The organism is Thiobacter sp. AK1 (assembly GCF_039822265.1).
Lineage (GTDB): Bacteria > Pseudomonadota > Gammaproteobacteria > Burkholderiales > Thiobacteraceae > Thiobacter > Thiobacter aerophilum.
In genome coordinates this window covers 50,613-65,673 of sequence record NZ_JBAJEX010000009.1, presented here as the reverse complement: position 1 = coordinate 65,673, position 15,061 = coordinate 50,613, and the positions used below count along the sequence as shown (strand labels likewise).

The window sequence follows — 15,061 nt, the reverse complement described above, 5'->3', positions numbered from 1 at the left end:
AAAATAAGCGCGTTTAACGCCAATTTCGAGGGTTGAAGTGTGTCAGCATACTCTTTATGCCATCCCGATCGATTGCCGCAATCTCGCTGATCCTCCTAGTCTTTTGCGGCTCTCTCCGCGCACAAGACTTGGGTGTGATCGGCCCGACCTACGAGATCACCGAGCGCGACCTGATCGAGGTCTTCAAGGACAAGTTCCGCAGGATGGAAAAGACGGGCGAGCTTGCCAAGCTGGAAGAGGACTACAAGCGCCGCGTCATCGAAGGCATCGAGCGGCCAAACCCCGTTCCGGGCATCAAGCCGACTGCAACCGCCAGAACGTTCTACATCGACCCCACATTCACGCTCGACCGCAACATTCAAGACGAGTATGGCCGCATCCTCTATCCGGCCGGCACAAGGATCAACCCGTTCGACTACGACCGCATGAGCAAGGCATTGCTCTTCTTCGATGGCCGTGACAAGAAGCAAGTGGCGTTCGCAAGACGGTTCATGACGGAATCGAAGATGCCGGTGAAGCCGATCCTGGTCGCTGGCGAGCCGCTCAAGCTCATGCGTGAGTGGAAGAGGGAGGTGTTCTATGACCAGGGTGGGGCGCTATCCAGGCGATTCTCCATCACCCAGTCCCCCGCCGTGGTTACCCAGGAAGGAAAAAGGATTCGTGTCGATGAGGTCCGCCCGTAGCCTGCTTCTTGGCCTTCTGGTGCTGCTTTCCTCGCTGTCGGCAAGCGCAGCGACATGTAAGGGCAAGTTCGCAAATCCGATCACGGACATCTGCTGGTCGTGCGTGTTCCCCATATACATCGCGGGGGCCAAGATCAACCCGTTCCAGCAGGAGGATGCGCATATCGTCGGGGGCAATCCTGCCTGTTGGTGTGGCAACCCGCCCAAGATCGGCGTCAAGGTGGCCTTTTGGGAGCCATTGCGCCGCGTGGATGTGGTGCGCGAGCCGTTCTGCATGGCAAGCCTCGGCGGCATCAAAATGGACCCAGGATTCGATGCGCCCGCGCACGGCCGATCGAAAACCCAAGCGCAAACGCAAAGCTCGTTCTACCAGGCGCATTGGTACATCGATCCAGAGATTTTCGTGCTACAGGCTGTACTGGACAACGGGTGCCTGGAAAACCTGTCGTTCGATGTCGCCTATCTCACCGAGCTCGATCCGCTATGGAACGACGATGAACTGACCCGCATTCTGAACCCGGACGTTTATTTGTTCGCCAACATCCCAGCGCAAGCGGCCTGCGCGGCAGATTGCGTCGCTGCGACGGCAGGCTTTTCGAACAACCTGTTCTACTGGTGTGCCGGCTGCCAGGGGCCGCTATATCCGCTCAACGGCAACGTGGGGGCGCATGTCGGAGGCGTGCAGGCCTCGTCCATTATCGTGCAGCGCCTTACGGCCAAGCTGCACCGAGAGGGCTTGATGTGGGGCGCGCATGGTGAGGGCGGGCTATGCGGCTACTACCCGATCCCGCTTATGGACAAGACCGCCTACAAGTACCAGATGCTCTATCCAATTCCGCAGACCCGTGGCAGCCCATCCAAGATCAGCCCGCCGCAGGACTGGATTGGGCGATGCTGCCAGCCTTTTGGCAGAACAACCGCTATTTGGGGCGCAGGTCGTGAGTTCCCCTTCGAAGGTGAGGATTTTGTGTATCAGATATTCCGCAAGCGCAATTGCTGCCAAGGCGCAGTCAAGTTTGGTGGCTGAAATGCGATTACGAGTATTCCAAGTCATCCTCCCCCTCGTGTTCCTGTCGCTGGCGTCGGGCGCGACGCTAGCGCAGGAGCCCTTTTTGCGCGAACAGAGGGCGGCGGCAGTGCCCATGCCAACAGCGGAGGATATAGCAAAAGCCCAACAGAAAGCGCGAGAAGCGCTAGAGCGGGTGCCGTCCTCTGGCATGAATCAGGCCGCTTCCCCATCCGTGCCGAAAGTAGACGCCATCCCGAAACCGGCGGCGCCCTCACCAGACATCGCCAGCATTGCGGAGAAGTATCGGCATCTTGGTCAGCAGCCAGCGCAAGGCGGCGGCAAGGCCGACCTTTTGGTGTTCGTCTCGCTGTCCATGCCGCGCGAAGCGCTGGTTCGCGCCGCAGAGCAGGCGGAGCGAGCAGGGGCGACGCTTGTTTTTCGCGGACTGAAAGGTGACTCCATGATGAAGATGGGAGAGGAAATCCAGTCCATCATCGGCAACCGAAATGTCCCCGTTGCCATCCACCCGCCGGCATTCCAGCAGTTCAGCGTGACCAGGGTCCCGGCGGTCGTACTGGCGCGGTCCGAGGCATCCAACGTGCTCGACAACGGGTGCGCCAAGACCGACACCTTTGTGAAGGTGTCAGGCGACGTGTCTTTGGATTACGCGCTCGACTACATCGAGCGCAAGAGCCCAGCCTGGGCGGCGGAGGCTAGGGGTTATCGCAGCAAGATCGTCAGAGGGATCAACTAATGCGTGCAGTGGCGATTTTGATGCTGTTCTGGGCCGGCGCAGCCATCGCCGACCAGACATCCATCTTCAATGATGCCAAGGGTTTTGCGGCCGGGAAGACGGTGTCGAGCTACGGAAACATCAATTCCGGAGCGGTGCAGGACAAAATTCCGGGCTATGGCACGAACCCGCCTGAAGCCGGATATTTCGCTGGCGGTCAAGGGCAGACAGCGAGCTTTGGCGTCACGAAGATGCAGACCTGCGCGACGGCGACACCCGACCCCGATCCCATCAAGCGGCAGGAATGCGAGGCGGTGAACTTCCTGGCCCGAAATCCACAGATCAGGCCGCAATTCAACATCACCAAGCACGACCCGATGTTCGCGAGGGCAAGGGCGATCAACCAAAACGCTGAAGCTGCCGCGCAGCAGTTCGGGGTGAATGTTGGCGGTTCGAGCACGCAATGCACGACCCGCACAGAAACAACGCCTGCGCAATACACCACCGAAACGTGCTCCTCAATCAAGGAAATCGGGGAGCAGCAATGCACGATGGGTCGGGTCATCACCATCGATACGGATGCGAACTTCCAGTGTGAACAGACCCAGAAATCGTACTCAACGCAGCAATGCAGCAAAACGCAATTTGCCAACGTCTTGCGTGCATATAGTTTCAAGATGGGCGACCGCTGCATGGAAATCGGCGGGTCGTGGTGCACCATACCAACCGATGTGTTCGTGTCGAACTCTCGGTACGCCTTTAGTCTCGGGATGAATAAGATGATGATCAACGGCGTGTATGTGGATACCATGCCGGCCCCGCTTGATTACAGGAGGATCGTCGGGATAAGACCCGACTGTCCGTTCTATCTTGGCGACTATTGGATGGCGATCTGCGCAATTTGGAATGATCCAAGTGTAAGTTCGGCCTGCGACTACGTTTCTATCTTGCTGAATGGGAGGGGCTACGGCCTGGGTCGCGCGACAATCGTGTCCCAGTGCGGCCAAGCTCAGTGCACGAATCTGAGACAGATCGTATCGTCAGAAGGGATCGTCGGGTATGCCTGTGACGGTACAGCGCCTGGCGCCGGGTGCCCAAGCGGCTTTACGTTGCAGCCGGACGGCTCCTGTCTGGACAACAACTACCCGGTCTATGCGTCGCAATACAGGCTCATCGCAAGCGGCCCCACGGTGATTCAAGGGGCGGTCAGCGCGACGGAGTATGTCTTCCTGGCCGTGTCAACACAGAACGGCTGCGCCACCTTGGAGGGGAGGGCAGAGTGATCAGAACGATTCGCCTGTTGCTGCCTTGGATGCTTCTGTTGGCAAATGGCGCGTTTGGCGCAACCTGCACAAAAACAGCTTCGTCATGCGTCGATACGACCCCGGCGAAAACCATCTCCGGGGTCACGGTGACGCTGCAAGACGTCGGCGGATGCTGGGAAGTCCGGGACACGTACACCTGTATCGACGATAACGCCATCAACTACTGCCAGCCTTTCATAGACGCCCAGCCGCAGTGTTGGCAGACGAATTCCCAGTGCGCCCAGATGGACACGTTGTTTAACACAGGCTGCATGAAATACACGCAGACCTGGCGCTGCAACGATCCATCGATGCCGACGCCGGCGAACACGATCAGGCTCGATGATACGTACACCCTGGTCTCCAGCAACTACGACACGTCGCAATGCCAGAGCCTGAGCGGAAATCCGAATTGCTCCCTGGCGGAAAGTCGGTGCGTGCAGACGACGCCGGATAGTTCGCTCCCCCCTGGCATCGATCCTGCCCAAGTCGCCCCCGACGGGTGTTACAAAAAGCAGGAGACATACGCCTGCCTCACGGGAAGGACGGACTCGTCTGAGTGCGATGGCTACGCATCGAACCCGAACTGCACGCTCGAATCCTCCCAGTGCGATCCGGCGGACATGGTGAACGGGCAATGCACGTTCGAGACGAAAACCTACAAGTGCATGTCCGCGCCACCGAAGACTAGCACGGTCACGGACTGCTCCGGGCAGCTTTTCTGTCAGGACGGGAAGTGCTTCGACAAGGGATATGAAAACGATCCCGATTTCGCCCGCTCCATGGCTCTCATGGAGGCAGCGAGGGAAGCCGGCACCTACATGGACCCGAACTCGATGGAGTTATTCAAGGGCTTCGGCTCACAATGCAAGATCAAGCTGTTTGGCCTGGCCAACTGCTGCAAGAAGAGTGGGGGAGGGGGTGCGTATAGCAACAATCTGCTCTTCCAGATTGGTATGCAAGTGGGGTCGGAAGCCTTTAGCGCGGGCAGCAAGTATGTGTACGACGCCCTATACAATAACGCCCCCGAACTATTGCAGCAAGGCATGAGCGCCATGTTTGGTGCGCCATCGTGGAGTTCCTATTCACCATCGTTCAGTCTTTATGGGCTAACGGTATCGACAGGAGCGATTGCACCAGGGTTTCAAATCTTTGGGCAAACGATAAATTTCGGCTTCGATGTTATAAATCTTGGAAGTTTTGGAGGTTTTAACTTCGCGTTCGATCCAACTTCATTTGCCATCCAGGTTGCCATCATGGTCATCCAGGACTTGCTCTCCTGCGATCAGGATGAACAAATCCTCGCCATGCGTCGCGGGCAGAATCTCTGCCATGAGGTGGGCACTTATTGCTCAAAGAAACTACCCATCGTCAAAATTTGCATTGAAAAGACCAAGTCATATTGCTGCTACAACAGCCGCCTCGCCCGGATCATCAACGAGCAAGGCAGGGCGCAGATCGGTAAGGGATGGGGAAGCGCGGAAGGCCCAAGCTGCGCTGGCTTTACGCAGGCGGAGTTCGAGAGAATCGACTTTGCCAGGATCGATCTCTCCGAGTTCATGTCGGAAGTCATGGCGAACATCAGGATGCCAAATCTCCAGGGCATGACGCAAAACGTCCAGGGTGTTGTGCAGCAGAAGATGCAAAACTACTACCAGCGCGGGAGCCAGTAAGCAGATAGGCCTTGCGCTGTAGCGCGGACTGCGCTACAATGAGCGCCATGAAACAACCAACGAGCTTTCGCCTCTCGGAAGACGCGCTCAAGCTGCTGAAGCTGCTGGCTGACACCAAGGGCGTGAGCCAGGCGTCCATCATCGAGATGGCGATAAGGGAAATGGCGAAGAAGGAGGGATTGAAGTGAAAGATCTGCGCTCGTTGCTGGCGTTCGTTGCTATGGTGGTCATTGCGCCATCGCATGCAGAAGTGCTGACTGTGTACCATGGAGTACACGAGAACATTCAATCGCTATCAAAGAAAGGTGCGGTATGGGTGAAATGCCCGGTATGTAACGACGCGATGTATAACAGGCTCACACAAGGTCTGATGAAAAATGGCTATGTGGTAGTTGACAAGAAAGCTTCAGCGCAATCCACGCTTGTTTTGGAAAGCGGAATTACAATTCCAAAAGACGGTAAGGCGAGCTATGTATATTCTAATGAAGCATACGGTGTCGGCCTCCCACCAATAGCGCCAGCAATCAAAGCGCAGTCTGATTTGTCCAGTAAGGATGTGAACAAGACTTCTCCTCGTGGTCTTTCCGCTGGCGAAACGAGCAACCTACTGCAAGCCGCTAACTCGTTTGGTGGGGTGTCTTCTTACGGTGAGGGGGTAGTCGTTGCAATTGTCGGAAACATCATTGCATCGATTATTGGCAAAGCCATCGACGATGGAAAGCGAGTGCCGGGCGTAGCAAATGCACATGTGCGGGTCTTTGCGGATGACCACAACAAAAGAGCCTTTACCGTCATTTCTGCTGCCAATACACCTGAAACACCAGAAGCGCTGATCGATGCTGCTATGGACGCCGTGCTGGATGGGCTCGTTAATGGCATCAAAAAAGATGACAGCGGAAGCGCTACCGTTGCCGCCGTGAGATTTGAACGGAGTGCGCAAGTAATTCCAACGCCGCAACAGGAAAACCAATTGAAAGAGCAGGAAGAGAAAAAGAAAGCCACGGCAGCAGCGAGCAGCGCAAACACGTCGAACGAAGAAGGAGCCAGCGGTGTTCAGTAACAGGCGCCAAAAAGCGGTGGCTTTGGCGGCCGCCATCTGTCTCGCAGGTTCCGCGCACGCCGCCGAATACACCAGCGCCAAGCCGTTGCTCCTGCAAGCCATCGACGCTCCGGACGGACGCGCCCAGGGCGAGATCGTCGGCCCGATCGCGGACAAATTCCGGGAGACGACCAAATCGAGCGCGCCGGTCATGGCAGAGGTGACCACCATCAAGAGCTTCAAGCAGGAGGGGTGCAAACGGCTCAATGTGCGACTGACGCAGGCGAACGTGCCCACGAAAGACGGGAAGCTGGTCGAGTTCGCCGTCAACTATGAGCTGAACCTGTGCCGGGATGGCAGCCCGCCAACGGAAGGGGTCAACCACTCCCCCTAAACCCTGACGGGTCATAGGCGGAGCTTGTGAGGCAACTTGCTGGCTCTGGGTTGACCAGGCTCAGTCCCGGAGTATCGGGGCTACGTTGGCAAGGCCAAGACACCCCGAAATGCGTGTGCCAGTTTCGGGCTCTGTCGAGGCGGATTAAAAGCGAGCTGGGAGTGATGCAAGCGGTGTCCGTCTCCCGACAAGCCTTGCCAACCTTGCCGAGGCGCACATTACCGGCGCAAGCCGAGAAGGAAAGGAGTAGTCCAATGCACAACCGGGTCCTGGTACTCGACAAAAACCGGCGACCGCTGATGCCCTGCCATCCGGCCAGGGCCAGGCAGTTGCTCCGCCGGGGCAAGGCGGCGGTGTTTCGCCGCTATCCCTTCGCCGTCATCCTGAAGGACCGGGAGTGCGGCACCGTGCAGGAGACTCGCCTGAAGATCGCCCCAGGGAGCAAAGTCACGGGTCTCGCTGTTGTGGCCGAATGCGCCCGCCGGGGCCAGACAGTTCTCTGGGCCGCCGAACTCCAGCACCGTGGCGCGGCCATCCGTAAGGCTCTGGAGCAGCGCCGGGCGCATCGACGCTTTCGGCGGTCGAAACTGCGCTACCGCGCCCCGCGTTTCGACAACCGTCGGCGCCACGTTGGCTGGCTCGCGCCCAGCCTGCAACACCGGGTCGATACCGCGATGACCTGGGTGGAACGGCTGCGCCGTTGGACGCCGGTGAAGGGTGTCTCGACGATGCTCCACCGCTTCGATACCCAGAAGCTCCAGAACCCGGAGATTTCCGGGGTCGAATACCAGCAGGGCACGCTCTTCGGCTACGAGGTGCGCGAATACCTGTTGGAGAAGTGGGGACGGCGCTGCGCCTACTGCGGCAAGGAGAACGTGCCACTCACGATCGACCACATCCATCCCCGAAGTCTGGGCGGCTCGGACCGCGTATCGAATCTCACGCTGGCCTGCGTTCCCTGCAACCAGAAGAAGGGCAATCGGGACGTGGCCGACTTCCTGGCGCACGACCCAAAGCGTCTGGCGCGCATCGAGGCCCAGCGCAAGGCTCCGCTGAAAGACGCTGCTGCCGTCAACAGCACCCGCTGGGCGCTCTGGGAACGGCTCCAGGCTACGGGCCTCGCTGTCGAGGTCGGCACCGGCGGACGGACGAAGTGGAATCGGGCCCGGCTAGGCTATCCCAAGGCGCACTGGATCGACGCGGCCTGTGTGGGCGAATCGGGGACCGGTGTCCGGCTCGAGCCGGCGATGCCGCCGTTACAGGCAAAGGCGGCCGGCCACGGCGAGCGGCAACGGGCGCGATTGAACCGCCACGGCTTCCCGGTTGGGCATAAGGCCGGGGGCAAGTCGTATCTGGGATTTCAGACCGGAGATCTGGTGCGGTGCGCAAAACCAGGACTGCCGGCTTTTGTGGGACGGGTGGCCATCCGCTTCCGGCCGTCTTTCTTGGTGATCGGGCCGAGCCGCAAAGCCGAAGCCCATCCGAAATATCTGACCGTTATACAAAAGGCAGACGGATATGCGTATGCGTAAAGGAGGCGGCGCTTCCGCTCCAGCCGATCCACAGGCTACGGCTGGAGTACCCGCGCTGAGGTCTGATGGACCTAGAAAAAGTCGGGAAAGCGCTGGGCTCGGGTGGTGTGGCCCACTCCCAACCCTGAACGGCGGGCTTGGTAAGACCGTTTCAGACACCACTGGCAACGTAGCGCGCCCAGTCTGCCATGAGTGACCGGCGCTTCTCAAGCGCCGTCTTGCGCCGGTAAGCCGACTCGACGCCTTGAAGCTGGTGTGCCAGCGCGGCCTCGATAACGTCGCGTGGATGATGGGTCATGTCCCCGGCCCAGTCTCGGAATGTGGAACGGAACCCGTGCACGGTCATCCCAGGGCGCATACCGCGCAGCAATTCAAGCATTGCCATGTTGGACATTTGTCCGCCTCTTGCGCCTGGGAACACGTATGGGCAGCCGTCGATCACGGGGGTGCGGCGCAACGTCTCCAGGGCAAGGTCAGATAGCGGCACTTCGTGGGCGCGCCTGGTTTTCATGCGTTGCGCAGGGATCCTCCAGAGGGCGTTGCTCATGTCAATTTCGTCCCACGTTGCTCCCAGCACCTCGCCAGTTCGCGCGGCGGTGAGGATCAGAAATCGCAGGGCCAGAGCGGCCATGCCGGACTTGGCTTGAAGCTCCTGCCAAAAGGCGGGGAGGTTCTCGTAAGGGATCGCCGGCATGTGGCGTACGAGCGATTTCTTGCTGAGCGCTGGCAGAAGATGCTGAAGGTGTCCCCGCCAACGGGCTGGGTTGTCGCCGCGACGCCAGCCGGCGGCGCACGCGGCGTCCAGGATCGCTTCAATGCGCTGTCGTACGCGGCTGGCCGTCTCGTGCTTCTCCGTCCAGATGCTTTGCAATGCTCGCAGGACGTCTTGCACGTCCACCTCATCAACTTTCTTGTCTCCGAAAACGGGGAACACGTAAGTGCTCAGGGTGTTTTCCCATTGGCTCGCGTGCTTGGCGTTTTTCCATCCCTGACGCTTAGATTCGATGACCAGGGTCGCAACCTCAGCGAACGACGGAACATGCTCGCTGCGGTTGTCGCGGCCCAGTGCCGAGGCGGGGTCCTGGCCATTCGCTATGAGCAACCGCATCTCTGCGGCAAGCTTCCTGGCCTGAGCCAGGCTGCGGCTGACGGCGCTTCCAAGGCCAAGCTCCCTGACCACGCCGTTGCTCTTGTACCGGAATACCCAGGCACGGCTGCCGCCCCGGACGCGAAGAAACAGATTTCCACCGTCCGCGTGATTGCCGTCCGGGAGTGTTTCGACTTGCCTCGCAGTCAAGATATGGATACGTCCCATGGGTGCGTTGTCTTACCGTTTGTCTTACCCGTAACGGTCGGATTGTGCAGATCGTAAGAGGACCATACAAGACAGAAATAGCGATATAGATTATACACTTATGGTTGACAGATGGACCGTGAGAAACCGCTTTGGATAATGATTGTGCGGACGCCCTCTCCGCCATTCAAAAAATGGGGCCATTGGCCCCATTTTGCATTTCAGCGTGCCCGCGAGACATACGCAGGGATTGGTGTGGCGGGCTAGGCTGCTTCACTGGAACATGAAAGTCTCGTATTCGAGCCGGTCGAGCTTACGGTCGAGGAGGATGAGGCCGAGGGCGACGGTGGTCAGCAGCGCGATGGCGAAGCCGTAGCCGTAGAAGGGGGCACCCAGCTTGAGGGTAAGTACGGTGAAAAGGGTATTGGCCAGAAGGAAGATCGCAGTCAGGGCCACCACGATGCGTCGGCGATCGAGATAGAACAGGACGTTGAGGATGGCCAGCAACATGACTTGCAGGCTTGCGCCCACTACTTGAATCTGCAGCAAGGGTAGATATAACCCGGATATGCCGAGCAGTGCGAGCAGGCTTGGGCCGGCCACGAAGGTGGCCAGCACGGCGATGAACTGGATCTTGGCGATTTCCCCCAATCCCTGCCGCACGGCATAGACCATTTCGTCTCGCATGTCCTGGATGTATTCCAGCGAGGCGCCCTCGCGGACGGCGGTGAAGAACTTGTCGTAATACTCCGCGAAATCGGTTTCGATGCGCACGAGGAATACCGCCATTCCTGGCACGATGGAAAGATAAGCGAGGAACACCGGTAGATCGTAGATGAGGGAGCCGCGCAGCGGGCCGATCACCGGCTCCGAGGTCTCTGGCCAAGCCCAGAATAGAAACTTGTCTGCCCATACGGCGAGATTGTAGAGGGTGCCAGTGACGAGCAGGCTGGGATAGAAGGTGCGCCGACGTAGGCAGTGGTAGCTCACGCTGCGCGGGCTGGGATAGGCCCGGGCCACCGTCCACCACATGCCGCCGAGCAACACCAGTTGCCCCAAGGCAAAGGCAGCGAGCAGTCCTTCCAGACCGAAAGGAGCGAGGGCATAGGCCAGGCCCACTACCAGCGAGTAGGCCACGGCGAACAACAGCACGATGGCCTTGTAGCGTTTCAGTCCCGACAGCAGCACCGCCAACACCCATACCCCGGCCAGTTCCGTGAAGGCCATCACCACCAGGACGCGGTAGGCGAAACTCACGCCTTCGAACAGAGTGGCCAGGGCGAGGGTGGACAGGGCGGCTGCGCCAGCCAGCGTCAGCCCCAGCACGCCGTGCAGATTGGGTAGCACCAGCTCGTCTCGTTGCTCGAACAGGCGGTCGGAGACGTAGCGGGTGAAGGCAAGCTGCAAGCCACCGGTGAGGATCAAACTGAAGGCGATGAGGTAGGTGACGGTGGTCTGGAACTGGGTGACGAGACTGGGCGGCACCACGATGCCGCTCGCTAGCACACCCACCAGGAGAATGCCGATGATGGACAACACCCAGGGACCGGAGCCGATCATGCCCGCGTAGGCGTAGGCCTGCAGCACACCGCCGAGGGTGTTGCGGGCGAGCAGCTTGCGCAATTCGAAGCCGATGCCTGCCATCAACCCCGCTCCATGGCTTCGCTGTACACTTTGCGGTAGGCGTCGAACATCATCTGGTCGGCATAGTAAGTTTCCACGCGCGCGATGGCCGCACGGGAGGCCGCCTGCCAGCGGGCCTCGTCCGTGAGTAGGGCGAGTGCGGCATCGGCCAGCGCGGTGGGATCGGCGATACCGACGATAGCGCCCGACGGGCCCAGGGCGCGGTCCTCAGGGGTGAGCCCTTCCACCAGCTGGCGGCAGGAACCCACATCGGTGGCCAGCGTGGGCACGCCCGCCGCATAGCCTTCCAGGATCACCAGCGGCAGTGCCTCGCTGATGGAGGAGAGCACCGTGAGTCCAATCTTGGGCAATAGCTCATCCACTTTTTGGAAACCAAGAAAGCGTACCTTTTCTGTGAGGCCCAGGCTTGCCACCAGGTTGCGGCATTCCTGGGCGTAGCCCGGGTCCTCGTCCTCGGGGCCCGCGATCCAACCTTCCGCTTCCGGCAATACGTTCACCACGCGGCGCATGGCGCGGATGAAGGTCTTCACATCTTTGATGGGTACGACTCGCCCGATCAAACACAGCACGGGTGGAACGCGGGTGGAGCGTTGCGCACGCAGCGGAGCAAAGCGGGCGAGATTGACGCCATTGGGAATGAGGCGGGTGCGGGCGGGGTTGGCGCCGTCCTGGATCTGACGCTGACGGTTGGCCTCGTATAGAGCAATGATGGGCTGGGCCGCCTCGTAACAGGCGCGCCCCAGCCATTCGAAGAAGCGGATCCAAAGGGAGCGGTAGTAGGACACTTCCGTGGGATCGCGCTGGAAGACATTGCGGTTATCTTTGATCCACTGCGCCTGGAGGAGATCGATCTTGCGCTCCTTGGTGTAGATGCCATGCTCCGACAGGATCAATGGCCGCCGGTGGTGTGCTTTCGCCAAAGCGCCAAGAAATCCTGCGTAACCGGTGGAGATGGTGTGATAGACGCGGCTGGCAGGCAGGTTCCGCGCGATGGCGGCGAGTTTCCACAGGGGCGCATGCATGATGCGCACCGTCCAGAAGTAGTCCACGAAAGAGGGGTCGGTGCAGAAGCGCTTGTAGCGGCTGCAAATCGTCTCCCATGCCGCGCGGGAACGCAAGAAATGCTCGCGGGTGAGGTGATCGCCTTGTAGCAGGGTGGGATACATGCTGGCCATGCGCGCCATGGCCTGCGCTGGCGGGACCCCGGCGAGAAAGGATGTGTGCAGGGCCTCGACCTCGGCCATCACCTGAGGCGACGGTTCCAACACTTCGAGGGGAGGGGGCGCTTCCGGTTCAAACAGGTAGTGGGTTTCCAGCCCAGCCACGTTGGAGGGAAGCTCGTAGCGCATGGGGCCGTAATCTTCACGTCGGCTGCCCAGGAACACGAGGTGAAAACGCCACTCCGGGAAGGCGCGGATGATCTGGTGCACCCAACTCGACACGCCTCCACTCACGAAGGGATAAGTGCCTTCCAGGAGCAAGGTAATGTCTGCCCTCATGCCGCGCTCCAGTAACGCACCACGGCTGCCAGGCGGGGCACGGTAGCGAGCCGGTCGAGGCGGCCGATTAGCTGACGGGCCGTAGCGTAGTCACCCTGGTCGTAAGCCAGTTCCGCGAGATAGGGCAGCACACGGCTTGGCGGCAGCTCGTCTAGCTCGCGGTATAGCGCCGCGGCTTGCTCGAGCTGGCCCAGGGCGTGTAGCGCCCGCGCCTTGTAGAGCTTCATCTCGGCATGGGGTCGGACGGCCAGCACCTCCTCTGCGTAAGCGAGGCAGCTTTCCAAGGCGTGGCGGCGCACATCGCCCACGGCCAGGCCGTGATAGACCAGCTCCCAGTAGAGCTCGGTCAGCCGTTCGGCGGCAGCCAGTCGCTCGGCCCCGCCTACCGCGTAACGGCTTAGGGCTTCGTGGATGGCGGCGTTGAGACGTTTTTCCTGCGCGTCCAGCAAACCATAGGCGAGCAGGCGCACATCCTCGTTGCTGCAAGCGAGCACGCGGCGCAAAAGTGGTGTGGCAATGCGGCCGGGCACCTGTGATAAGGCCAGCAGAGCACCCACCCGCGTATCCACTGGCACGCGGGCATTGGCCAGCATGCCACCGGCACCGGTGAAACGAAACCGCGGTCGCGTGGTGAGATGGATGTCGAACGGTGGCACGCTCACCTCGGCAAAGGTCGCGGCCCGGTGCCGCGCGCGCAGCCGACGCACCCCGAGAAGCCAAAGCAGGATGAGGGGGATGCCGATCAGGGGCAGTGCAAACAGCAGGGCGAAGGCGAGGGGCAACAGGGACAGTCGTGCTCGGCGCGAACCTGGCGCGAGCAGGGTGGTGAGCGCCAGGCTCGCCACCAGCGCGGCTGCGGCGTGCAGCAAAGAGAAGGCGACGAAGCCGGCGCTGTCGCTGCTGGCCAGGATGACACCACCCCAGGCCGACCCTTCCAGGACGGTGGCATAGGCGAGGAGCTTAGTTTGCACCCTGCGTCTCCAGCACCCGAGCGAGCACCTTTAGCGGCGGCGCGTCGAGGCAGAAGCGTTCCAGCGTCACACCCACCTCCGACAGGCGGCCGCTGCCGCGTTCGGCAAACCAATGTTCGATGCGCCGCGCGTAGCCTTCCGCTCCCGCCTCGCCGGTGAGCGGCAGGATCACCAAAAGGCGCGGGATCGGCGCCGCCACGAACCATTCCAGATCCAAGCCGCGGGATTGGCGCGCTAGCACGTGGGGCAGGTCAGCGGCCACCGCCTCGGTGCTGAAACGGAACACCATGAGGCTGGAAGCGATGCCATTGACCGTGGCCAGGCGATAGAGCCGCTCGAGTTCCAGAGCAAAGGATGGCGGGCATTCGGGATAGCGGGCCAATATGGGCGCAGCCAGGCGGGTCATGGCCATGCCATCGGCATAATAGTTGAGCAACAGTTCCAAACTCTGCAGGGTTTCCTCGTGCAGCGCGAGGAAAGGGAGCCGTTCCACCACCAAAAGCAGGGTGACGCCCTCGCCCTGCGCGGCGGCTGGCGCCACTACCCGGTAGCGGCTGCCGGTCTCACCCGTGACGTGCCGCACATGGGCGAGACGCTCGTTGTCTAGAGCATGGCGCACCAGGGGGTCGAGGGGATCAAGCGGGAAAGGTTCGCCCACCCGCGCCAATGGCTCCAGCACCAGCACGCCATCATGAATGGCATAGAGGGCGGCGCGCTCCAGTTGGCAGTACTGGGCCAGCAGGTCCATCAGAGCTTGGGCGTGCGTCTCCGGGCTCTGCTCCGACACCAGGCGGCCCAGGGCGTCACGCAGAGTCATGGGCCGCGTGAGAAGTTCCTGCTCCAACTTGTCATGGGATAGGCGCAGCAAATAGTACTGTTCGGTGAGACGTTCGAGACGCTCGTCTAGATAGGCCTGCAGGGTTTCCGCGCGACGCGCGCGCGCCAGCCACAGGCTGGTGAATTCTCCTGTGAGCATGACCAGGATGAAGCCGCCCAGGAAATACAGGCGCGGAAAAGGGGCCAATGGCCAGCCTCCCGCGGCGAGAAGTAGCCAGGCCAGCACCAGCACGCCGCTTGCCGCAAGGCCCGCCAAGGATCCATAGCGCAAACTCACCAGCACCGGCGCAAGCCACGCCCAGGGGAAACCGGCGCGTGTCCAGAAGGGATCGAGCGGCGATAGCCACAGCCCCAGACCTACGGCCAACAGGGGCGCGGCCAGGGTTTCCCCCGCGGCAGCGGGTTGGCTGGCAAACCCCGCCCAGCGGTTTTTCAGGGCTTCCCACATG

The 15,061-nt window shown here is 60.7% G+C and carries 14 protein-coding genes; 9 read left to right on the top strand and 5 right to left on the bottom strand.

From position 1 onward, the window contains the following. Positions 1–56 precede the first annotated feature (56 nt). The 9 genes from traW (at position 57) to iscB (ending at position 8,367) form a co-directional block, all read left to right on the top strand. Entirely contained in the window at positions 57–683 is a 627-nt protein-coding gene (gene traW / locus V6E02_RS10655) for a type-F conjugative transfer system protein TraW (protein ID WP_347308782.1), read from the top strand. Further along, positions 667–1,710 (top strand): TraU family protein, encoded by a 1,044-nt coding sequence (locus V6E02_RS10650; RefSeq protein WP_347308781.1) that lies wholly within the window; start codon positions 667–669, stop codon positions 1,708–1,710. Before traW ends, V6E02_RS10650 begins: the two co-directional genes overlap by 17 nt. Then, entirely contained in the window at positions 1,703–2,446 is a 744-nt protein-coding gene (gene trbC / locus V6E02_RS10645) for a type-F conjugative transfer system pilin assembly protein TrbC (RefSeq protein ID WP_347308823.1), read from the top strand. Before V6E02_RS10650 ends, trbC begins: the two co-directional genes overlap by 8 nt. Next, positions 2,446–3,708 (top strand): hypothetical protein, encoded by a 1,263-nt coding sequence (locus V6E02_RS10640; RefSeq protein WP_347308780.1) that lies wholly within the window; start codon positions 2,446–2,448, stop codon positions 3,706–3,708. The genes trbC and V6E02_RS10640 overlap by 1 nt, the downstream gene beginning before the upstream one ends. Then, positions 3,705–5,402, top strand: a complete 1,698-nt coding sequence (locus tag V6E02_RS10635) for a conjugal transfer protein TraN (protein ID WP_347308779.1) — start codon at positions 3,705–3,707, stop codon at positions 5,400–5,402. The genes V6E02_RS10640 and V6E02_RS10635 overlap by 4 nt, the downstream gene beginning before the upstream one ends. 47 nt (positions 5,403–5,449) lie before the next feature. Further along, the gene (locus V6E02_RS10630; protein WP_347308778.1) at positions 5,450–5,590 is read left to right on the top strand and encodes a ribbon-helix-helix protein, CopG family; all 141 of its coding nucleotides are present in this window, start codon (positions 5,450–5,452) and stop codon (positions 5,588–5,590) included. Then, complete coding sequence (locus V6E02_RS10625) at positions 5,587–6,462, top strand: hypothetical protein (RefSeq protein WP_347308777.1); 876 nt, start codon at positions 5,587–5,589, stop codon at positions 6,460–6,462. The genes V6E02_RS10630 and V6E02_RS10625 overlap by 4 nt, the downstream gene beginning before the upstream one ends. Positions 6,463–6,484: 22 nt before the next feature. Continuing rightward, entirely contained in the window at positions 6,485–6,835 is a 351-nt protein-coding gene (locus V6E02_RS10620) for a hypothetical protein (protein ID WP_347308776.1), read from the top strand. A gap of 254 nt (positions 6,836–7,089) precedes the next feature. Next, the gene (gene iscB / locus V6E02_RS10615; protein WP_347308775.1) at positions 7,090–8,367 is read left to right on the top strand and encodes an RNA-guided endonuclease IscB; all 1,278 of its coding nucleotides are present in this window, start codon (positions 7,090–7,092) and stop codon (positions 8,365–8,367) included. Positions 8,368–8,518: 151 nt separating this feature from the next. On the opposite strand, the gene V6E02_RS10610 is transcribed toward iscB, so the two are convergent. The 5 genes from V6E02_RS10610 to V6E02_RS10590 form a co-directional block, all read right to left on the bottom strand. After that, on the bottom strand, positions 8,519–9,682 hold the full coding sequence (locus V6E02_RS10610) for a tyrosine-type recombinase/integrase (RefSeq protein ID WP_347308774.1): 1,164 nt from the start codon (positions 9,680–9,682) through the stop codon (positions 8,519–8,521). A 252-nt stretch (positions 9,683–9,934) separates the two neighbouring features. Further along, the gene (gene pelG / locus V6E02_RS10605; RefSeq protein ID WP_347308773.1) at positions 9,935–11,305 is read right to left on the bottom strand and encodes an exopolysaccharide Pel transporter PelG; all 1,371 of its coding nucleotides are present in this window, start codon (positions 11,303–11,305) and stop codon (positions 9,935–9,937) included. Then, positions 11,305–12,804 (bottom strand): GT4 family glycosyltransferase PelF, encoded by a 1,500-nt coding sequence (gene pelF / locus V6E02_RS10600; RefSeq protein WP_347308772.1) that lies wholly within the window; start codon positions 12,802–12,804, stop codon positions 11,305–11,307. Before pelF ends, pelG begins: the two co-directional genes overlap by 1 nt. After that, positions 12,801–13,775, bottom strand: a complete 975-nt coding sequence (locus V6E02_RS10595; RefSeq protein WP_347308771.1) for a tetratricopeptide repeat protein — start codon at positions 13,773–13,775, stop codon at positions 12,801–12,803. Before V6E02_RS10595 ends, pelF begins: the two co-directional genes overlap by 4 nt. Further along, entirely contained in the window at positions 13,765–15,060 is a 1,296-nt protein-coding gene (locus V6E02_RS10590; protein ID WP_347308770.1) for a PelD GGDEF domain-containing protein, read from the bottom strand. The genes V6E02_RS10595 and V6E02_RS10590 overlap by 11 nt, the downstream gene beginning before the upstream one ends. Position 15,061: the final 1 nt, after the last annotated feature.